At 46.8% G+C, this 21748-nt stretch carries 21 protein-coding genes and 1 other annotated feature; of the genes, 18 read left to right on the top strand and 3 right to left on the bottom strand.

The features are described 5' to 3' along the window. The first annotated feature begins 55 nt into the window (after positions 1-55). From pflA to GCU48_RS00440, 6 genes are all read left to right on the top strand, one after another. Positions 56-814: a pyruvate formate-lyase-activating protein gene (pflA, locus tag GCU48_RS00465; RefSeq protein WP_025720348.1), complete on the top strand. Its 759-nt coding sequence runs from the start codon at positions 56-58 to the stop codon at positions 812-814. Between the two features lie 219 nt (positions 815-1033). Continuing rightward, positions 1034-3256 (top strand): copper amine oxidase N-terminal domain-containing protein, encoded by a 2223-nt coding sequence (locus GCU48_RS00460; RefSeq protein WP_152378688.1) that lies wholly within the window; start codon positions 1034-1036, stop codon positions 3254-3256. A gap of 255 nt (positions 3257-3511) precedes the next feature. Continuing rightward, complete coding sequence (locus GCU48_RS00455) at positions 3512-4003, top strand: Fur family transcriptional regulator (RefSeq protein WP_152378687.1); 492 nt, start codon at positions 3512-3514, stop codon at positions 4001-4003. A 1-nt stretch (position 4004) separates the two neighbouring features. Next, positions 4005-4301 (top strand): membrane protein insertion efficiency factor YidD, encoded by a 297-nt coding sequence (gene yidD, locus GCU48_RS00450; RefSeq protein WP_025720343.1) that lies wholly within the window; start codon positions 4005-4007, stop codon positions 4299-4301. A 42-nt stretch (positions 4302-4343) separates the two neighbouring features. Beyond that, positions 4344-4612, top strand: a binding site (T-box leader). 95 nt (positions 4613-4707) lie between these two features. Then, a complete protein-coding gene (gene metG, locus GCU48_RS00445) occupies positions 4708-6726 on the top strand; it encodes a methionine--tRNA ligase (RefSeq protein ID WP_152378686.1) in 2019 nt (672 codons plus the stop codon). 142 nt (positions 6727-6868) lie between these two features. Next, positions 6869-7585 carry a cytochrome c biogenesis CcdA family protein gene (locus GCU48_RS00440; protein ID WP_152378685.1) on the top strand — a complete coding sequence of 239 codons (717 nt, stop codon included), beginning with the start codon at positions 6869-6871 and terminating at the stop codon, positions 7583-7585. Here GCU48_RS00440 and splB read toward each other — a convergent pair. After that, entirely contained in the window at positions 7578-8642 is a 1065-nt protein-coding gene (splB, locus tag GCU48_RS00435) for a spore photoproduct lyase (RefSeq protein ID WP_152378684.1), read from the bottom strand. The two genes, GCU48_RS00440 and splB, sit on opposite strands and share 8 nt — an antisense overlap. A 250-nt stretch (positions 8643-8892) precedes the next feature. Between splB and mntR the strand changes: the two genes are divergently transcribed. From mntR to GCU48_RS00420, 3 genes are all read left to right on the top strand, one after another. After that, complete coding sequence (gene mntR / locus GCU48_RS00430) at positions 8893-9318, top strand: transcriptional regulator MntR (RefSeq protein WP_007430946.1); 426 nt, start codon at positions 8893-8895, stop codon at positions 9316-9318. A gap of 139 nt (positions 9319-9457) precedes the next feature. Further along, on the top strand, positions 9458-11197 hold the full coding sequence (locus GCU48_RS00425; protein WP_152378683.1) for a family 10 glycosylhydrolase: 1740 nt from the start codon (positions 9458-9460) through the stop codon (positions 11195-11197). Positions 11198-11292: 95 nt separating this feature from the next. Beyond that, positions 11293-12282 carry a patatin-like phospholipase family protein gene (locus GCU48_RS00420; protein ID WP_152378682.1) on the top strand — a complete coding sequence of 330 codons (990 nt, stop codon included), beginning with the start codon at positions 11293-11295 and terminating at the stop codon, positions 12280-12282. A gap of 116 nt (positions 12283-12398) precedes the next feature. On the opposite strand, the gene GCU48_RS00415 is transcribed toward GCU48_RS00420, so the two are convergent. Beyond that, complete coding sequence (locus GCU48_RS00415) at positions 12399-12719, bottom strand: hypothetical protein (protein ID WP_152382061.1); 321 nt, start codon at positions 12717-12719, stop codon at positions 12399-12401. A gap of 7 nt (positions 12720-12726) precedes the next feature. Beyond that, complete coding sequence (locus GCU48_RS00410) at positions 12727-13719, bottom strand: DUF1385 domain-containing protein (protein ID WP_025720330.1); 993 nt, start codon at positions 13717-13719, stop codon at positions 12727-12729. A 553-nt stretch (positions 13720-14272) separates the two neighbouring features. Here GCU48_RS00410 and GCU48_RS00405 point away from each other — a divergent pair. The 9 genes from GCU48_RS00405 (at position 14273) to spoIIIAE (ending at position 21747) form a co-directional block, all read left to right on the top strand. After that, the gene (locus GCU48_RS00405; protein WP_025720328.1) at positions 14273-14857 is read left to right on the top strand and encodes a YqhR family membrane protein; all 585 of its coding nucleotides are present in this window, start codon (positions 14273-14275) and stop codon (positions 14855-14857) included. Positions 14858-14938: 81 nt separating this feature from the next. Continuing rightward, the gene (locus GCU48_RS00400) at positions 14939-16012 is read left to right on the top strand and encodes a M24 family metallopeptidase (protein WP_152378681.1); all 1074 of its coding nucleotides are present in this window, start codon (positions 14939-14941) and stop codon (positions 16010-16012) included. A 33-nt stretch (positions 16013-16045) separates the two neighbouring features. After that, on the top strand, positions 16046-16603 hold the full coding sequence (gene efp / locus GCU48_RS00395; protein WP_007430939.1) for an elongation factor P: 558 nt from the start codon (positions 16046-16048) through the stop codon (positions 16601-16603). Between the two features lie 197 nt (positions 16604-16800). After that, the gene (locus GCU48_RS00390) at positions 16801-18054 is read left to right on the top strand and encodes an aspartate kinase (RefSeq protein WP_152378680.1); all 1254 of its coding nucleotides are present in this window, start codon (positions 16801-16803) and stop codon (positions 18052-18054) included. Between the two features lie 369 nt (positions 18055-18423). Beyond that, a complete protein-coding gene (spoIIIAA, locus tag GCU48_RS00385) occupies positions 18424-19419 on the top strand; it encodes a stage III sporulation protein AA (RefSeq protein ID WP_152378679.1) in 996 nt (331 codons plus the stop codon). Next, on the top strand, positions 19412-19930 hold the full coding sequence (gene spoIIIAB / locus GCU48_RS00380) for a stage III sporulation protein SpoIIIAB (RefSeq protein WP_025715901.1): 519 nt from the start codon (positions 19412-19414) through the stop codon (positions 19928-19930). The genes spoIIIAA and spoIIIAB overlap by 8 nt, the downstream gene beginning before the upstream one ends. 12 nt (positions 19931-19942) lie before the next feature. Continuing rightward, a complete protein-coding gene (spoIIIAC, locus tag GCU48_RS00375; RefSeq protein ID WP_010345636.1) occupies positions 19943-20146 on the top strand; it encodes a stage III sporulation protein AC in 204 nt (67 codons plus the stop codon). 8 nt (positions 20147-20154) lie between these two features. Continuing rightward, a complete protein-coding gene (gene spoIIIAD, locus GCU48_RS00370; protein ID WP_025715900.1) occupies positions 20155-20544 on the top strand; it encodes a stage III sporulation protein AD in 390 nt (129 codons plus the stop codon). 12 nt (positions 20545-20556) lie between these two features. Continuing rightward, positions 20557-21747, top strand: a complete 1191-nt coding sequence (spoIIIAE, locus tag GCU48_RS00365) for a stage III sporulation protein AE (RefSeq protein ID WP_152378678.1) — start codon at positions 20557-20559, stop codon at positions 21745-21747. The last annotated feature ends 1 nt before the right edge of the window (position 21748 follow it).

Here is a 21748-nt window from a genome sequence, read left to right as displayed (position 1 = left end):
CCTATCATATATTACAACGACGCACGCATAGCGGATGCGGGAAGGATGATGCAACATGTTGAAAGGTCACATACACTCATTGGAAACCTTCGGGACCGTCGATGGTCCCGGCATCCGCTTCGTGCTTTTTATGCAAGGATGCTTGTTAAAATGTCAGTATTGCCATAACCCGGACACTTGGGCTCTAAATGAAGGTAATCCGATGACACTGGAGGAGGTATTGGCTGAAATAGAACCGTATTTAGCTTACTACCGGTCTTCAGGGGGCGGATTGACCGTATCCGGTGGAGAACCGACATTGCAAGCTCATTTTGTAGCAGAGCTGTTCAAGGAAGTGAAGCGTCGCTGGAATTTGCATACGACGCTGGACAGTAACGGCTTTAATGACGCAGGCCGTATCCAAGATCTGCTGAATGTAACAGACTTGGTGCTACTGGATATTAAGCATATTGACAATGACAAACATATTAAGCTAACAGGCAAGTCCAATGATCGTATGCTGAGTACAGCGCGCTGGTTGTCTGAGCAAGGGCGCAAAATGTGGATTAGACACGTATTTGTACCGGGTATTCATGATGACGAGCAAGATCTATTAAATTTGGGTCGGTTTATTGGAACGCTGAACGGAGTCGAAAAGTTCGAGATTCTGCCTTATCACCAGATGGGTGTATACAAATGGGAAATGCTCGGCAAGGCGTACCCGCTGGAAGGGGTTCCGTCTCCTACTGAAGAAGAGGTTCAACGTGCTTATCGACTCATTGAAGAGGGCCGTCTGGAGACCGCAGAGAAAAATACGGTTTGTCGTCCGTCATAATAAAGATGGCTTAAAAGCCACTTTCCTGTTTATGAAGCCGCCGCCACATCAGATTAGATGGGCGGCGGTTTTTTGCTGTTGAATTTTTTGAATTCGTAGGAGGAAGTTCCCTTTTTTTCATGTTCAGCAAAATTCCCAGCAACTTTTTGGTAACCAACGCGTCTAATAGTATGACTTTTTACGGGAATGATAATAATTTGGGATAGAAGGAGACAGACAATGAATTTCAAGAAGTGGACCATGCTCACCGCGCTTGCGGTAGCTCAGGTGGCTGCAGTAGCCCCTGTAGGAGCAGAAGCAGCAACAACGACCGTTCAATCTACCGATTCGATTAGCGGACAGAAGGCCCAAGCCAATGTCAAAGAATCCGGCGTTCAGAATAGCAACGGAGGTCAAGATAGCACGGGAACATCAAGCGGCACGACAACACCTGATAATACAGGCGTGACCAATGATCCATTGTCTGGTTTGCCTACGGATACAACCAACGGATCGAACGTATCCAGTGATGTATATGGTGGGGATGGAACGATTACCAATCCTGGTGGTTCTCCAACATCCGTGGGTGCAAATCAATTGATTCTGTATTTGAACAGCGCAAAAATGGAACAAAACGGACAGGTATACATGGCGACTCAGCCCATGATTGTAAAGGACGGCGTTTCCTATGTAGCTATCCGTTCACTTGTCAGCCGCGTCGGCTTACAGTTTAGTTATGACACTGTTACCAAAGAAACTGTAATCACCCAGGGGACAAACGTGCTGCGCTTCAAGACTGACAGCAAGGTTTACACCGTTAATGGCGAAGCTAGACAAATGAAAGGTCCGGCTTTCCAACAAAAGAACGTGTTTATGGTTCCATTGACCTCTATTACACAGGCCTTAAATATTCCTTATACTGTGAATAATACGACTAAACAGGTTATTATGGATTTGAATCAAAAACCCAAAGCTTCCTTCACGGTTCAGCAAAAAGATATTTATGCGGGCGAAACCCAGGTTACGTATTTGACGAAGGAATCTTCTCCTACAGGTCTTCCGATTGTGAATCAACGTTGGGAAGGCAAGCAGGACGTATTTCAGGAGCCAGGTACATATGTAGTTACCTATTCCGTTCTTGACTCCGCAGGGAACTGGAGTGATCCATATTCTGTTACGATTACGGTAAGACCGCCGAATCAGCCGCCAGTGGCTCTGTTTACAACTGACAAAAAAGAATACAAGATGGGTGAAAAAATCACCATTACGGATCTGAGTACAGATGATGAAAATGCGATCACCAAGCGTGATTGGGTGAACAAGAAACTGGCGTTTTTCGAGCCAGGTGATGTGACTATCACGCTGACCGTAACTGACAAGCATGGTGCAACAGGTACTGTAAGCCAAACGATTAAAATTACGAATGAATTGCTATACAAGGAAGATGATTTCAACAAAATCTTTACTCCTTATGGCGATAAATATAGTGTAGATGGTAGTCAGATACCTACTATGGCTACTATTCCAGTGACCAGTACGTCTGCCCCACGTCTTCTGATCCGTGCTAACAGTCCAGAACGGGTATTCCAGGATGGTATCGTGTATCAGGAAACGGGATCAGGCAGCACGCGTATACTCGTCCATCATGTGAATGAAACGGGCAGAGATGTAAAAATGTACGTTATTGCAACCAACAATAATATTACGGCTGCCAATCTGAACGTCGAAAATTCCGGTTTTGCCGGACCTTCTGAGTTTGCAACAGCTGCAGGTAAAACTTCGATTCAGCGTTACTTTCAATCCATGCAGGATGGAAGCAAACGTTCCAGCACAGTTCTGAATCCGGGCGAAAGCCGCGTTATTTTACAGGATTTGAATGCGCAAAAAATTAAGCAAAAACAGGTCATTTCTCTCTTATCTGACTTGTATACGGATCAACCTATTCAATACACGGTTGTTGTGTTAGATGCAAATGTAGATCCGTTGACTGCGCTGCCTACTTTGGCAAAACTGCCTAAGGACGGCATTCATAACCGTGGAACGTATGCGAATTCGGATGTTACGCTTCAATATACGGAAGAGGTTGGTAAAACAGCTCAGCGTATTGTTCTTGGCGATAATAAAGTAGACCCGAACCTGCTTGGCACAGACGGTCTGGACGGCTCTTCTGCTTCCAATGCCGGTAACTTTGGTGTTGTATACAAAGTTAAACTGGATCATGTAGCGCCGTATTCCCTGATTGCTTTCAATCCACGCGGTGGCGAATATGCCGGCTATGCGATGGTAAACAATCAGGTTGTGGGGATCCCAACGAATGGCTCCATACAGGCTCCGAATGAAATGAGTGTGCTGTATCGTACGGGTCATATTGAGGAAAGTGTAGAGATGTATTTCACTGCAGCGGCAGGAAGTAACCTGCCAGTTTCCGTAGTCGTTATGCCATTGCCAGCTATTAAAAACTAATATGAAATAACCGGTGCTGTTCACCGGCTAAGACCACTTGAGTCTCATCATTCACCGTTTAAAAGTCAGATATCACTTGCAGAATATAGACGTTCTCCTGCTGCGGATCGTTTGCAGTCATGGAGGGCGTCTTTTTCTTGTTTGCAGGTGTGAATACCTCTTATAATATTGACTTTAATCGTGGTATAATAAATAGATGCAAGCCTAAGCCTGCATCAGAAAGCCTGAAACTACAGACAGGGGAGGGTGAAACGCATGCTGACAAAGGATGAAATCATCTCAACAATGTCCGCTCAGGGGCTGCGTATTACAGATCAGCGCAAGACGCTGGCCACGTTATTTTCCGAGAATGAAGGGTATTTGTCTCCCAAAGACGTTTATGAATATATGGGTAAAAAATATAGTGGACTCAGCTTTGATACGGTTTATCGTAATCTGCGTGTAATGCAGGAGTTGGGTGTACTTGAGCAGGTATCTTTTGAGGATGGAATGAAGTTCAAGGTAAGCTGTAATGAGCACCATCATCACCATCATATGATTTGTTTGAACTGTCAAAAAACTTTACCGATTTCTTTTTGCCCAATGCAGATGACGGATACAACGGATCAGTTCCAAATCGTTGAGCACAAATTTGAAATTTTCGGTTATTGCAAAGATTGCCAACAAAAAAACGGGCATAATAAGAGTAATTCTGATGGAGGATTCAGCCAGACGAGCAGTCACACTCACAGCCACGGGGGCTATTAAAGTGAAAATCACCATACGCAGAGTGGTTCAGGCTCCGATTAAGTTTTATCGTTCCTATATTTCACCATTAAAGCCGGCTACCTGCCGATTTTATCCAACATGCTCGGCGTACGCGTTGGAGGCGGTAGAGGTGCATGGTGCGCTTAAAGGCTCATGGCTAGCCGCCAAGCGTATAGCCAAGTGCCATCCCTTTCATCCGGGGGGGGTAGATTTGGTTCCACCTGTCCAAAAGCGGTTGGATAAATCCGGTGAAGACCGGTTGGTTGACCGTGATGATAAGGTGTTGGGAAGGGGCTGACTTGACATCGCTGCGTGGATTTGGTTATATTTTGGTTAATATTGTTTTCCTGTGAAGGGATGAGTAAGGTAAGAATCCAGTACAGAGAGCCGGAGTTAGCTGCAAACCGGTCTGGAGTGAAGCCTGAATATGGTCCTGGAGGAACCTTTTTCAAGCGCATTTGCCACCGTTTTTAGTACAGCGTGGGGCAATCGTAAGGGAAAGGCGTGATCCAGCGTTAATGGGCGGTCAGATGTGACCGGTGAAGCCTGTAGTCTGCGAGGATACAGGGAATTTGGGTGGTAACGCGTGAGGTGACTCTCGTCCCATAGGGGCGGGGGTCTTTTTTGTGCCAATTTGTGTCGAAATCATGAATTGGAGCAACAGGCCTGAAATGGATGCCATGAACAAAACAGGAGGAATACACATGTCCAATGAGAACACGTTTTATATTACAACACCAATCTATTATCCCAGTGACAAGCTCCATATAGGTCATGCCTACACGACAGTAGCGGGTGATGCGATGGCTCGCTACAAGCGGCTGCGGGGCTATGAGGTTCGTTATTTGACAGGAACGGATGAGCATGGTCAGAAGATTGAGCAAAAGGCGAGCGCGGCCGGTAAAACACCGCAAGGTTTCGTTGATGATATCGTGGCAGGTATTCAAGATCTGTGGCGTAAGCTCGACATTTCCAATGACGATTTTATCCGCACCACAGAAGAACGTCACAAAACAGTTGTACAGGACATTTTTGACCGTTTGCTGAAGCAAGGCGATATTTACAAGGGAGAATACGAGGGCTGGTACAGCATTCCTGACGAGACTTACTACACTGAAACTCAACTGGTTGACGTAGTGAAGGACGCTGATGGAAATGTGGCTGGAGGAAAAAGTCCGGATAGTGGACACCCAGTAGAGTTGGTCAAGGAAGAATGCTATTTTTTCCGTATGAGCAAGTATGCTGATCGGTTGCTGAAATTTTATGAGGAGAACCCGCAGTTTATCCAGCCGGAATCCCGTAAAAAAGAGATGATTAATAACTTTATCAAGCCAGGTCTGGAGGATCTGGCAGTGTCCCGCACAACCTTTGACTGGGGCATTAAGGTGAAGGGTGATCCGAAGCATGTCGTATACGTGTGGATTGACGCGCTTTCGAATTATATTACAGCCTTGGGGTATGGCTCTGCTAATACTGAGCTGTACGATAAATTTTGGCCTGCAAATGTACACATCGTAGGAAAAGAGATTGTACGCTTCCACACGATATATTGGCCGATCATGCTGATGGCACTGGATCTTCCGTTGCCCAAAAAGGTATTTGCACATGGCTGGCTGCTCATGAAAGACGGTAAAATGTCGAAATCCAAAGGCAATGTCGTAGACCCGGTAACGTTGATTGATCGTTATGGTCTGGATCAGCTCCGGTATTACCTGCTGCGCGAGGTGCCTTTCGGAGCAGACGGAACCTTCACACCTGAAAGCTTTGTTGATCGGGTGAATTCAGATCTGGCAAATGATCTGGGCAATTTGTTGAATCGTACCGTAGCAATGGTTGACAAATATTTTCAAGGGAAGGTTCCAGCCTATGAAGCGAATGTAACAGCATTCGACGGAGCTTTGGAAGAGATGGCAACATCGACTTACAGTAAAGTAGAAGAAGCGATGGAAAACATGGAGTTTTCCGTGGCATTGACAGCGATTAGCCAATTTATTAGCCGCAGCAACAAATATATTGACGAGACGCAACCATGGAATTTGGCTAAGGATGAGAACAAACGCCGCGAATTGGCATCCGTCATGGTGCATTTGGTAGAAAGCTTGCGTATCGCTTCCATCTTGCTGCAACCGTTTCTGACGCAAGCTCCCCTTAAAATTTGGGAACAGCTCGGTATCAGCGAGGGTGAACTGACTACATGGGATAGTGGCAAGCAGTATGGACGTATCCCAGAAGGAACCCAGCTAGTCAAAGGCAATCCGATTTTCCCGCGTCTGGACTCGGAGCAGGAGGTTGCTTTCATTGTGGAAGCCATGACGGGAGGCAAGAAGCCGGAGGAAGCTACAACTCAAGTTCAGTCACCAAATACGACTGAGGCAGGCCAGGAGGCACCAGAGGCGAAGGAAGAGATTGGCATTGAGGATTTTGCCAAGGTAGAACTGCGAGTCGCACAGGTCATTGCCTGTGAGCCTGTGAAGAAGGCTGACAAGCTATTGAAGCTCCAGCTTGATCTCGGTTATGAGCAGCGTCAGGTTGTATCGGGAATTGCCAAGTTTTACACACCGGCGGATATCATTGGACGCAAGGTAATCTGTGTGACCAACCTTAAGCCTGTAAAACTTCGGGGAGAGCTGTCGCAAGGTATGATTTTGGCAGCATCGTATGGTGATCAGCTTACGTTGGCCACTGTACCGGAAGGTATGCCGAATGGTGCAATTGTGAAGTGAAATTAACAGCGCAGGCCGGGCGGCTTTATGCCGAGGCCTGCGCTTTTTGGCTAGCATCATATTTTACTTCCTCCTCACGTATGTTGTAGTAAATAGGGCTTGTTTGACCGTGTTTACTTAAGACAGGTAGGAGGACATGAATATGACGGATGTTAACGCCGGATTGGCGATCATAGCCGGACTGGTTTCTTTTTTTTCACCGTGCTGTTTGCCACTGTATCCCTCTTATATATCGTATATGACGGGGATGTCGGCCCGTGAACTGGCTGAAGGACGGCATAAGGCAGAGGTGCGTTACCGTACAATGGGACACACGCTTGCTTTTGTAATGGGCTTTTCGGTTGTTTTCTATTCACTCGGTGCAAGCGTCGGACTGCTCGGAGAATGGTTTGGTAATTATGGGGATACGCTTAGAGTGTTGGCAGGGCTGCTGATTTTAATCATGGGTCTGATATCTCTTGGTGTGGTGCGTCCTTTGGTCTTAATGAGGGAGCATAAGCTTCGTTGGACATGGAAGCCTGCCGGTTATGCCGGTTCCTTTATGATCGGAATTGGGTTTGCGGCAGGCTGGTCTCCCTGTATAGGTCCCATGCTGACGGCTATTATCGCTTTGGCAGCAGTTGAGCATCATACCTGGTTCAAGCTGATTACAGGCTATGCGCTTGGATTTGCGATTCCTTTTTTTGCCTTGGCTTTGCTGGCAGGTTCTGTTCGGCTATCCTCTCGTTATACCTCAATCATTATCAAAACAGGGGGCATACTGCTTGTTATCACGGGTATTTTGCTCGTGACCGATCATATGACGGATATAACGCTGTTTTTACAGCGTATTACCCCGGATTGGATGCTGATTATGTGAAATACTCAATACGGCTTAATGGGAAATGTTCAAAAATGCGCTCTGTGATAAACTCACGCAGTGCATTTTGCTGTTCATCCGGATAAACATATTTGTTTTGTCCCCAACGACCCCATTTTTTCTTGCGCTTCTCCATGTCCATTTCGAGCTTGGTTTTCGGGTAACGTTTTTCAATAACAGCTTTGGATGTTTTGGTAAAGCGATGCTGAATTAATTCAAATGTCAAATCTGTAGTGGCATGCTGGGATAAAGTTTCTCCCAGTCTGCGCAGCAACTCACCATAGCCTTCTTCCCAGCCGTCATACCAGATGATAGGAGCAATAATGAAACCCAGTGGATAGCCTGCTTGAGCTACTTTACCCGCCGCTTCAATCCGTTCCTCAAAACGTGAAGTGGCAGGCTCAAACTGTTTAATAACATAATCGGAATTAATGCTAAAACGGATGCGGGTATGACCATTATGCTTTATATTCAGCAAAGGATCGACATGATGATATTTAGTAACAAAACGCAGTCGGCCGTATTCCTCATCTGCCATAAAACGAATCAAGTCCCCGAGTGATCCGGTGATATGCTCCAGACCAACAGGATCGGAGGTACAAGCTGCTTCAAAACGGGTGATTTCAGGGACACGTTCTTCAATATAGGCTTTAGCTGCGTTCAGAATATCGTCGGTATTGACATACACGCGAATATACGGTTTTGCACCCAAAGTTGTTTGTAAATAACAGTAGTGACAGTGTCCCATGCAACCCGTCGAAATGGGGATAGCGTACTCGGCCGAAGGCTTGGACTGATCAAAGGTTAACGTTTTCCGAATACCGACGACCAGAGTTTTTTTGGCCATTCGGTACTTTTCAACTTCAGTTTCACCCGGTAAATTGGTAATCCGGTTGTGAGAGGTAGTCATCCGATACGGAATATCCTTGGCTTTTACCCAATCCATAATACGCTGGCCCTTGGGATAATTCAGTGCGTCTGGCTCAAAAAACACCAGATCAGGCAGGAACGTCCTGGTTTCTCTGCTTTGGACAGGAGTACGTTCAAGTGTAGACATGGATAACGCTCCTTTCCGAATAAAACTAAAGACTCATGCTCCATCTCAAGCTCATGTCGCAGGATAGACGATACAGGACAACATCACTAGTGTGCCCGGCTTAAATTGAACAAATCATGGCAATAGCTGTGAGCCAGGGTAGTAGGAGACTTGCCAATAGACAATGATAACATGTATCATTACATATGTAGGTTTAACGCAGGAAATGAAGGCGGTAGCGCCCGTTCAATTACAGAAAAGAGGGAAATAAGTGCCAACGCCAAGCATGGAAGACTATTTGGAGCGCATTTACCAGCTGATTGATGAGAAAGGGTACGCTCGTGTCTCGGATATCGCAGAGGGGCTGGAGGTTCATCCTTCGTCCGTTACCAAGATGATTCAGAAGCTGGATAAGGACGATTATCTTGTATATGAGAAATATCGGGGACTGATTTTAACGCCCAAAGGGAAAAAGGTTGGAAAAAGGTTAGTAGACCGTCACCAGCTATTGGAGCAGTTTCTGGATATGATTGGGGTTGACAAGGACCTGATTTATAAAGACGTGGAAGGTATTGAGCACCATTTGAGCTGGGATTCCATCACCCGCATTGAAACATTGGTCGAATATTTCCGTCGGGATGAGGATCGCTTGCGCCAGCTTCATGATATACACAAGGAATTGAGTGGGGATTCCTAAAAAGCATCTGTCCTTACGGACAATGCTTTTTTTTATTTGCAAAGGCCGCAACAAACGTCCGGTTATTAGCGTCTATCCATTATATAGCAGGACAAGATAGGGGTTAAAATTAACTGGGTTAGCGGAGGATTGTGGCAAAATGAATTGGAAGAAAATAGGGGTATCGGCTGCTGGCTTACTTTTGGCAGTACAGACGGCCATTATGCCCGAAGTTCAAGCGGCTCCAAACGGAGATATTGAGATTATGTTGGACGGACAGTCTCTGCAAAGTGATGCGGCACCGTATATTGTACAGGGAGCCAATGTAACGATGGTTCCTTTGCGGGTGATTAGTGAGGGATTGGGCGCTCAGGTGAATTGGTTGGAATCATCCGGTACGGTAACGATTACAGCGAAGGAGAAAAATATATCTATGGAGAACGGTGGACAGAGCGCAACCGTGAATGGTAAGTCTGTTCGATTGGACGCATCTGCCCGTATGACGAGTGGAAGAGTCATGGTTCCGCTGCGTTTTGTAGGGGAAGAATTGGGCTTAAAAGTAGATTGGCAGGCAACTAAGCGTATTATCACGTTGAGCAGTGGCAAAGAAGGTGTATCTACAAGTGGAGAGACTTCTGCGGGAAACAGCATTACTCCAGATACGTCTGCATCTGTCAATCAGGAAAGTGAAAGTAATAACCAGGGTGCCAGCGATGATGGGCAGGTGATTCCTGCATCGCAGTCTACATCTACGACCGAGAACAGTTCAAGCTCTGCAAACGGAAATGTCGTTCAAGTGAAGGCTTCGACTTCCATGCGCGGAGCATGGATTTCTACGATTAATGGAGATTGGCCTTCTTCAGCGGCCCGAGGTAGTGCTGATAAGCAAAAGCAGGAGTTTACTAAAATGCTTGATGATTTGCAGGGCATGGGCATTAATGCGGTGTTTGTACAGGTTCGTGCCAGTGGGGATGCGCTCTATCCATCCAGTCTTGTTCCGTGGAGTAAATATTTGACGAACACGCAAGGTAAAAATCCGGGCTATGATCCTTTAAAATTTATGATCAGCGAATCGCATAAGCGAGGGATGGAATTTCATGCCTGGTTTAACCCGTTCCGCGCTAACTCTACAGGAACAACCAGCGGATTGGCTGCAAACCATGTAGCTAACCAGCATCCAGAGTGGATTGTTAAGAATGGCAGCCAGTTGTACATCAATCCGGGGATTCCTGCCGCACGTGAGCACGTCATTTCTGCGATTATGGAAGTAGTGAACGGATACGACATTGACGGCGTTCATTTAGACGATTATTTCTACCCTTACAGCGGAACTTTTGATGACGATGCGACCTTCAAAGCATATAACGCCAACAAAATTTCGAACAAGGGCGACTGGCGAAGAGATAATGTGAACAGTTTCGTGCAAGAGTTGGGCAAAACCATTCATGCAAGCAAATCGAAGGTTCAATTCGGAATTAGTCCTTTCGGGGTGTGGCGCAACAAGTCTCAGGACTTAACCGGTTCAGACACAAAGGCAGGCGTTACAGCATATGATACGACTTTTGCAGATGTACGGACCTGGATCAACAAAGGCTGGATTGATTATGTAGCTCCACAAATTTACTGGAGTATCGGGTTCCCGGCGGCGGGTTATGACAAGCTTGTCGCATGGTGGTCCAATGAGGTCAAAAATTCAGATGTTAAGCTGTATATTGGTCACTCCCCATATAAAATCGGCACCCCGGAAAAGGGCTGGCAAACTGCTCAAGAGCTCATTAAGCAGCTTGAACTGAACGAAAATTATAAGCAGGTCAAAGGGGATATTTACTTTAGTGCACAGCATTTGCGCAAAAATCCTTACGGACTCATTCAACTTCTTCAAAATTATTATCAAATGTGATAAAAATTGGTTCAAATAGGTTCTATATAGGCCTCTGTTCTCATACATAAGCAGTAGAACTGCTTACTCCCAAGAGAACGGAGGTTTTTTGATCTATGCTGATCAATGCTGTGTTCCAGGGTGGAGGGGTTAAGGGTATATCGCTGGCAGGTGCAGTTAAGGCTGCGGAGGAGCATGGAATAGTATTCAATCGTGTAGCCGGTACATCATCAGGGGCTATTGTCGCTGCTTTATTGGCAGCTGGATACTCAGCAGATGAAATGAAAGCCGTGATAGAGAAAACCCCCTTGGTCAAGTTGTTGCGGCGTTCTCCGGTGTTTAACATTAAGTGGATTGGACCGGCTACTCGTATCTTTCTGAAAAAAGGGCTCTACTCTGGGGAAGCACTGGAGCACTGGGTGCGTGAGCTATTGCGGGCCAAGGGAGTGCGTACGTTCGCAGATTTGCCCCCTGGCAAGCTGCGTATTATTGCATCAGACATCACGAATGGTCGCATTTTGGTGCTGCCTGAGGATATCAAACGCTTTGGGATCACCCCCTCTTCGCTGGAGGTCTCCAAGGCCATTCGAATGAGCACAAGTATCCCTTATTTTTTTGATCCGGTGATGTTAAGACTTGATTCTGCACTTGCCAAGGGGAAAACCTTTTCCCAACAATTTGTTTTTGTTGTTGATGGAGCTTTGCTAAGCAATCTGCCTTTGTGGCTGTTTGATGAGCCTGTGAACGAACGTGAAGCAAAAACGATTCCAACGGTAGGATTTCAGATGGTGGGCAAAACGGGGACGGAAACCAAGGTTTCTTATATCCGGGGGCCATTGACAATGCTGCAGGCTATTTTTGACACGATGCTATCGGCACACGATGAACGATATATTGAGCAGGAGAACCGGTACCGGACAATCAAAATCCCAACGTTGGGTATCCGCACCGCGCAATTCAACATTTCTCCTGAACAGAGTGATTTGTTGTATGCTTCCGGTGTGCAGGCAGGGGAAGCCTTTTTCCACAAATGGAGCATCACATCCTATCAACAGCAGTACAGCAAGTATCAATTGATGAAAAATACAATGTACGCCATGAAATAGTCACTACCTAACAACTGAATTAGATTTAGAAGGAAAAAAAGGAGCCTCTCCCCGGACATACTTTCATGCACACGGGGGTGGCTCCTTTAACTGCATCATAAATGATTTTTGCCTGACTAATGATACTTAGGCTGCTCCTCTTCATTTTTTCCCTTAGAACCTTCAATGACATGAAAAGGGTACGCCTTGCGCTTGCTCGGAGTCTGCTGCTTGCGTGAATTGGCTGTCTTGGCCATCGTACGCGCAGAGGGCTTAATTTTGGGAACACTGCTTCGTCGTTCTGGCAAGTATTTGTATAGCAGAAAAATAACTGTAAAAACAAACACGGGAATCAGTAAGCTCATGAGAAAGCCCAAGCTTCCTTTCCATACCATATCCACAATTCCATATGCACCTAAAGCAAGGGTAAGCCAGAAAATAACCGCATGTCTGTTCATCATTTACTCATCCTTTCACAGGATCAAGAACCGGGCTGTTGAAGGTTTCCTTTGCAGGTTCATTTTCCAACTCAGCATCCAATTCAAGCATACGCTTGAAAGAAGCAATGGATACCTCTACTTGATCATCAGTCGGTTCTTTGGTAGTCAGCAGTTGCAGCCACAGGCCGGGGTAGCCCAAATAGCGAAGTACCGGAATTTCCCGCATGGCATTGGTCAGCTTGAGAAATTCAAAAGAAAGGCCCAATACAATCGGAAGCAGCAGAAGCCGTTGTCCCATACGCTCCCACAGATTATCATACGTAAACAGGGAATAGACGAGTATCCCGATAATCACAGTGAGCATAATAAAGCTGCTTCCGCAACGGTAATGCAGTCGGCTATATTTTTGCACGTTGGCCGGGGTTAATTCTTCTCCTGCTTCAAATGCAGTAATTACTTTATGCTCTGCACCATGATATTGAAACAGTCGTTTGATCAATGGAGTTTGGGAAATACCCCATAAATAGGCCAGCAGCAAAATCAGCTTAATCGCTCCTTCAGCGAGGTTATGCAATATTTGCTCATGAAATAGATTTTTAAACAGGAAGTCTTCTACAACAACCGGAACGAGGGTTAATACAATTTTACCGAACAAAAAGGATAAAATGCCGACTGCCGCCACACCAATGATCATACTAAGACTCCAGCGGGATTCTTCTTTTTTCTTTTGTTCCGCACGTTCTTCTGGGTCGAGCTCATCATCTGCATAGGCATCGGCTGAATAATTCAAATGCTTGGTACCCTTGGCGCTGGAATCAATGATACTTACAATTCCCCGCAGCAAGGGTATTTTACGAAATTTGGATACCCAGGATAGTTCCTTGCGCGGTACTTCCAGATATGTGATTTCGCCGGTTTTGCGGCGAACTGCCGTGACATTGACACGCTTGCCGCCGAACATGACACCTTCAATAACTGCCTGACCACCATAACTTACAGGCTTGGATGCTTGTGACAACCGTCTCACCTCTCTTTACACGTGCTTTTTTGTATATTGTATCGAATTTGGGAGGGAATATCTAGTTGCGGCAAATGGATAGGTGGAATATAGAGCGCTCCAAGCTCGGATCATCCTTCCGATGGCTGTTATTCCCTGGATTGAATACAAGATGTAGAGGTTAAAATCCGTGAATAAAGGCGAACGCTAGCGCTTCTTCAGACGATTCCGAGCTTTCCGCTGCTACCCGCCTCTCGATTTGTTTTGAGTGGGGGAGTAAAATCGTGTTTTAAACCTTTATGAGAAGCATGTTCGAGGCAACAGCGATCGGAAGAATGATCCGTTCGCGTAGCGGCCACAACGAGCGCAGTACAAGTCATCACCAATTCTCCACCACACCAGCCCACCATGTAACAAGAACTCACCACGTTTTAGTGTTAAACCCACTCCTTTGGAGCATACTACCTAGCAAATTAGGAATACATGAATCCAACGGAAATGAAGCCTTTTCCATTTCACAACAAGTATTTTTTAGTGGAAATAAGCATTGCATCATGAAAGGGGAACAAAAGATATGAGTGAAACTTACTCCGTACCTAAGGTGGGGCATGGTCAGGAGCAGTCCCGTGAATCACACGACCAACGCGATCATAACAATAACAGCAATAGGGACAGACAACAGTCAGGTAAAATACATACACCACTCATTCCCTTTGCACTTGAGCTCGCCTTTTTTGCAGGTTTGCTCTGGGGATTGATACGATGGCTGTTTTATGCGTTGCACTTTACGGTGGTAGCGCCCGGTTTTCTGGCAGAGCCGTTTTTCAAGCATTCGTTCATGAAAACAACAGCGGGCCATCTGGTAGGCTTGCTGTTTTTTATCGCATTATCCGTTATAGCGTCATTAATATACACACTGATGTTTCGCCGATTTAAGGGACCTATGCCTGGCATTGTCTACGGTCTGGTCTGGTGGGTTATTTTATTTGTATTAACGGGTCCCAAGCTTGGGATGATGAATCCTCCTAATCGGCTAACATGGAATTCTATATATACGGAAGTTTGCGTGTTTTTGCTGTGGGGGTTGTTTATTGGCTACACGGTTGCTGTGGAGTATACGGATGAAAGAATGCGCGAGCCTGAGAAAGCCGGGGACTGAACGTAACAAAAACTTCTCAAGCACCTATCCCCTGTGTTAAAATAGCATTTGGTTATTTGACAGAGGGGAGCGGAATGAAAGATGAAGAATGACCGGGTGTTAAAGCTGCGGCAGGCGCTGAGTGAGCATGATCTGCGTGCTATGCTGATTACTAGCCCTGTCAACCGCCGATATTTGACAGGCTTCACAGGTTCGGCCGGATATGTGCTGATTACGGAATCCCATAGCTACCTGCTAACCGACTTTCGTTATATGACGCAGGCGACCGAACAAGCTGAAGGGTTTACGGTGGTGCAGCACGCTGCGCAGGTCATGGAAACAGTGAAAGAGCTGCTGTCCTCCCATCAGATCAGTGAAACAGGCTTCGAGCAAGACGATGTATCTGTTGCTACGCATAAAGCTTACAGCGAAAACTTGTCGCCTCTTACGCTGGTTCCGGTGTCAGGTATTGTGGAGAAGTTGCGAGTGTACAAGGATGCAGAAGAGCTGGAAGTGATGCAGCGGGCAGCGGATTTGGCAGACGCCACATTTGCACATATTTTACCTTACATCAAACCGGGTGTCAGCGAGCGTGAGCTGGATCTGGAAATGGAATTTTTTATGCGCAAGCAAGGAGCTACGTCTTCTTCATTTGACACGATTGTGGCATCCGGGGTTCGTTCCGCATTGCCTCATGGGGTAGCCAGTGCCAAGTTGGTACAAGCAGGCGAGCTGATTACGTTTGACTTTGGCGCATTGCTGGATGGCTACTGTTCCGATCTGACTCGTACAGTAGCTACACAAGGGGATTTGGCGCCTCAGCTGCGTGAAATCTATGATATTGTGCTCAAAGCGCAGCTTCACGCACTGGAACATATTAAGCCTGGCATGACGGGCCGTGAAGCGGATGCGCTGACCCGCGATATCATTGCAAGTCATGGCTATGGAGACAATTTCGGACATAGTACAGGCCATGGTCTGGGTATGGAAGTTCATGAATCCACACGTCTGTCGAAGGCCAGTGATGATATTCTGGAGGCGGGCATGGTTGTAACGGTCGAGCCAGGTATTTATGTACCAGGATTGGGCGGCGTGCGAATTGAGGATGATATCGTTATTACAGATAACGGCATCAAAGTATTAACACATTCAAGCAAAGAATTTACAGTCGTTTAATAACGATAACAGTCCTGTAGGAGGGGTATTTTAGTGATTAATGTTAATGATTTTAAAACAGGTTTGACCGTCGAGGTAGACGGAGATATCTTTACGGTGCTGGACTTCCAACACGTAAAACCGGGTAAAGGTGCAGCGTTCGTACGCTCCAAGCTGAAAAACTTGCGTAACGGCAACACCGTTGAACGTACATTCCGTGCGGGTGAGACGATTGGTCGTGCCCAAATCGAAAATCGTGGTGTATCTTACCTCTATGCAAGTGCAGATGATCATACATTCATGGACAACGAAACTTACGATCAGTTCACATTGTCCAGCGATCAGCTGAAATGGGAACTTAATTTCCTAAAAGAAAATATGAATGTAAATATTGTCAGCTATAACGGAGAAATTCTGGGGATTAACCTGCCTACAAGCGTTGAGCTTAAAGTAGTTGAAACCGAACCAGGTATTAAAGGTAATACGGCTACAGGTGCTACTAAAAATGCCAAACTGGAAACAGGTCTGAATGTTCAGGTTCCTTTGTTCATTAACCAAGATGACATATTGTTAATTGATACTCGTGACGGCAAATACATGTCTCGCGCATAATTTTCCCAGTTTTTAGAATCCTCTGTCCTAGTTAAGGGCAGGGGATATTTTTATAAGGACTTATGATTAAAAAACATTGGCTCCACATAGCACTTTCGTATTATACTGTACTAAAGTTTATGCCGCAGGATGTCACGTTCGAGTCGGTTGTGCCATCTCAAGGTTACATACTGTTGAGTCTGAGGGAGTGAATATCGTTGTCTTTGTATGTCATGAAATTCGGAGGCAGTTCCGTCGGTGATACGGAACGCATGAAACGCGTGGCAAAACGCGTTGTTGAGAAACAGAGTGAAGGGCATCAATGTGTAGTGGTCGTTTCCGCAATGGGAGACACGACAGACGAACTAATTGACCAGGCCAAATTGCTGAATGAGCAGTTGCCCGCACGTGAGTTGGATATGCTGATGACGACAGGCGAGCAAATTTCGATTGCTTTGTTGTCAATGGCCATTCAGCAGTTGGGTCACGAAGCGGTATCGTTTACGGGATGGCAAGCTGGCTTCCGTACTGAATCTGACTTTGGTCGGGCAAGGATTACGGACATTCAGCCCCAGCGTGTGCTGGATGCACTGAGCAGCAACAAGATTGTCGTTGTAGCCGGTTTCCAGGGGATGTCTGCCGAGGGAGATATAACGACACTGGGACGTGGAGGTTCTGATACGACGGCGGTTGCGCTTGCGGCTGCGATCCAAGCCGATGCATGCGAAATTTACACAGATGTAGACGGTATTTATTCTACAGATCCCCGAATCGTGAAGGTTGCTCGTAAGCTGAAAGAAATTTCGTATGATGAAATGCTGGAATTAGCCAATCTGGGTGCCGCTGTGTTGCATCCCCGTGCGGTAGAATATGCCAAACATAATCGGGTACCATTGATTGTGAGGTCCAGTTTTAACCATAATGAAGGAACGGTCGTAAAGGAGGATGCAGTAATGGAGCAGGGCGTTGTAGTCAGTGGGATTGCATATGATAAAAATGTAGCAAGAATCAGCATTTTGGGCGTCGCCGATATCCCTGGTGTACTGGCAAAAGTATTCGGAACACTGGCGGCAGCTAAAATTGATGTGGATATTATTGTACAGAGCGGGGTTGAAGCTGGTAAAGCGGACTTCTCCTTTACAGTAGCTCTAACGGACCGTGAAGCAGCGCTGAAGACGCTGGAAGGTATTCGCGAAGAGATTCCATACCGTGAAGTGACGTCTGAGGAAAACCTGGTGAAAGTATCCATTGTAGGCGCAGGCATGGTTAGTCATCCAGGGGTTGCGGCGCAAATGTTCTCTGTATTGGCAGAGCAAGGCGTTAGTATTAAAATGGTAAGCACATCCGAAATTAAAGTATCGTGTGTCATTGAGGCTGGTAAGCTTCACGAGGTTATTCAGGCGCTGCACACAGCATACAACCTGGATACAGAGGAGCAAGCATTTGTGGGTGGACCGAAGGATCGTCGTTAAGAAAACTACTGTGCACAGGCACAGTGTATTATACGTTTCATATTTATAGTTTTATAATCATAGAACATTGTGATAGGTTAAGAGGTTGTCCAGCAGTCTGAGTCTGACTGTGAGGCAGCCTCTTTTGGCTGTAAATCTATCTTTTCTGCCCAAGGGTATCCCTTTGCCGACAAGGCTTTGAGGTGCTCTTTTTTTATTTTTGGAAATGAAGCAACGGAGCTTGAGCAAGTGATGGAGAGGGCTGTTAAGTACTGATAGAAGCGGTGAAATTTCCGACTAGGTATTCGATATATTTTCGGCATAAAAAGCGAGAGTCAGCCATAGACTTGTCTTAAAGAAAAAGGACAACTGTGAGGGGGCGGCATCGGTATGGAATGGCTGGAGTTATTTCCCGAACCGTTGCACGGTATACTCGGAAAGCTTCCAGAAACGGTATTTAAGCAACTGGAAGAAATTCGTGTCCGGGAAGGAAGGCCGCTGGAAATTAACACAAATGGTGAACACCATTTTGTAACGTCCGCGGGTCGACTGACTTTGAACCATGTGGAAGCCTATAAGCCTAACCGGGAGGATGCCCACCGTTTGCTGGATTTTATCAGCAATCATTCCCTGTATACCATGGAAGAGGAGCTACGCAAAGGCTTTATTACGATCCCCGGCGGTCATCGCATTGGGCTGGCGGGAAGAACCGTGCTTAGCAGGGGACGAGTGGAGCATTTGAGGGACATAAGCAGCTTTAATGTAAGAATTGCCCGGGCAATTCCCGGTATAGCTGATCGGATATTGCCTTATGTAGCGGATCAAAAGTTCGGGAAAATCCGGCATACCCTCATCTTATCCCCTCCTCAGCATGGCAAAACGACTCTGCTCAGGGACTTGGCTAGGCAGCTAAGCTACGGAGGAGTAGGAAGTAATGGGGGACGACGAAATGGACTCAAGGTAGGCATTATAGACGAGCGTTCCGAGATTGCTGGCAGTCACAAGGGTATCCCCGGTTTTGATGTCGGACCTCGCACCGATGTGTTGGACGGATGTCCGAAAGCAGAAGGCATGATGATGATGATTCGCTCGATGTCACCGGATGTGCTTATTGTCGATGAAATCGGGCGACCTGAGGATGCCGAGGCGGTGCGTGAAGCGCTTCATGCGGGCATCGCAGTCATTGCCTCAGCACATGGCCGCGATGTAGCTGAAATGGCGACCCGCTCTGCTTTGGCCGGGCTAACTACAGGGCAGGAGCTATTTCAGCTCTATGTCATGCTGGAGAGGACGAGCCGGGGCGTCTCCTTCCGGCTGGCAGATGCCAAGCAGCGTCGGCTGACACTGCCTGTAGATGGGCAGAACGGGGGCATATCCTATGCTTAAGCTGCTGGGAGCCGCGTTGGTTATACTGGCTGCTACGCTGGCAGGCTGGCAGCGGGCAAGGCAGTTTGCGATGAGGCCGCGGCAGATCAGGGAGCTGATTCTCGCGCTGCAAAGACTGACCACGGAGGTTTCCTACGGGGTTTCTCCGCTGCCGGATGCTTTCGCCAAGACGGGGGAGCCGCTGCGGGAGCCGCTGCGAACCTTGTTTAAGCAAGCCTCACGCTGGATGCATCCCTCTTTTGGCATGACCGCCAGAGAAAGCTTGCATAAAGCGATTGAAGATTCGTGGAGCCGTTCCTCTATGCAGCAGGCCGAGAAGGAGGCGATGCGGCAGCTTGCTTACAGCCTCGGAACCAGCGACCGTGAAGACCAGATCAAGCATATTGCGCTAACTATCCAACAGCTATCCCATGAAGAAGCGCAGGCGCAGGCGGATCAGGTGAGATACGAGCGCATGAGCAGAAGCCTGGGACTGCTGATCGGAGCATTGATCGTCATTTTGATCTATTAGCGGGGTGCTCGAATGAATTTAGAAGTGAACGCGATCTTCCAGATTGCTGGAATCGGCATTATCATCGCCATGATCCATACCGTACTTAAGCAAATGGGCAAGGAAGATATGGCCCATTGGGTAACGGTTATCGGATTCGTTGTGGTGCTGTTCATGGTGGTGCGAATGCTGGATAACCTTCTGCAAGAGATCAAATCAATCTTTCTTTTTCAGTAGGTGGATACATGGAAATCATTCAGGTGGTGGGATTTGCGCTCATTGCCACAGTTCTTATTTTGGTCATAAAGGAACAGAAGCCGATGTTTGCCTTTTTAATTGCAACCGTTGCAGGAATCGTTATTTTCTTGCTGCTGATTGGCAAGATCGGATCCGTAGTTGGCGTGCTTGAGCGGTTGGCCAGATCTTCAGGTATGGACATGATTTATTTTAAAACCGTACTGAAAATTATCGGAATTGCTTATATCGCCGAATTTGGAGCGCAGATCGTTCGGGATGCGGGACAGGACGGCATTGCCTCCAAAATTGAGCTTACGGGAAAGGTTCTCATTATGGTGCTTGCTATCCCGATTATCAGCATTATTATTGACACGATTCTGAAGCTGATGCCCGCCTGAGGGGGTGATGCCATGAAAAGGCTGGGGGGCATGCCGAATCTCAAAGTAATTGCGATTTTGCTGCTATGTCTCTGGTCCGCCTCGGCTGCGATCCTCTTTGCAGATACACCTACCAACGAATGGATCAGGCAACAGGCGGAGCAAATGCCAAAAGATGAGGTTGAACACTATTGGGATGGGCTAATGCAGCAATATGGCGGATTTTTCCCTGATCAGAAGACGCCTTCTTTCATGGACATGCTTCTTCCGGGCGGTGAAGGATTTAGCATTAAGAGTGTACTGAGCGCTATCGCTGATTTTTTCATTCATGAAATCCGGGTAAATGCCAAACTGCTCGTCACCATTGTTATGCTCAGCATTATGAGTATGGTGCTGGAAACGCTGCAAAGTGCTTTTGAAAGCAAGCAGGTCAGTAAAGTCGCCTATGCAATCGTGTACATGGTCATTATCATCCTGGCGATTAACAGTTTTAGTGTCGCCATTGGTTATGCCAAAGAAGCCATTGACAGCATGATTCACTTCATGATGGCGATGTTGCCCCTGTTGTTTACCATGTTGGCCTCCATGGGTAACGTCGTAACGGTTTCAGTCACCCATCCACTGATCATTTTTATGATCAACACGGTCGGGACAGTCATTCATACGCTGGTTTTCCCGCTGCTCTTCTTCTCGGCCGTGCTGTACCTGGTCAACTCGCTGACGGGCAAATACAAGCTGACCCAGTTAGCCGATCTGCTGCGGAACGCTGGAGTAGCGGTGCTGGGAGTGCTTCTGAGCATTTTTCTAGGGGTCATTTCGGTACAGGGCTTGACATCGTCGGTTACGGATGGATTAACGATCCGCACAGCTAAATATATTACAGGCAGCTTTGTTCCGGTGGTAGGCAAGGCATTGGCAGATGCGACTGATACGGTCATTTCAGCATCGCTGCTCGTTAAGAATGCCATTGGCCTCGTAGGAGTCATTATTATTTTGTTCCTGTGCGCCTTTCCTGCACTCAAGATTCTGACGCTAGCTCTCATTTATAAAGTGACTGCAGCGATCATGCAGCCTTTGGGAGATACACCTATTGTGGAATGTCTGGATGCCATTGGCAAGAGTATGATTTATGTTTTCGCGGCATTGGCAGCTGTAGGATTAATGTCCTTCCTGGCGATTACTGTGATGCTCGCTGCAGGCAATATGACGGTCATGATGAGGTGAA

The organism is Paenibacillus brasilensis (assembly GCF_009363115.1).
GTDB classification, from domain to species: Bacteria; Bacillota; Bacilli; order Paenibacillales; family Paenibacillaceae; genus Paenibacillus; species Paenibacillus brasilensis.
This window is presented reverse-complemented; position numbering and strand designations above follow the sequence as displayed.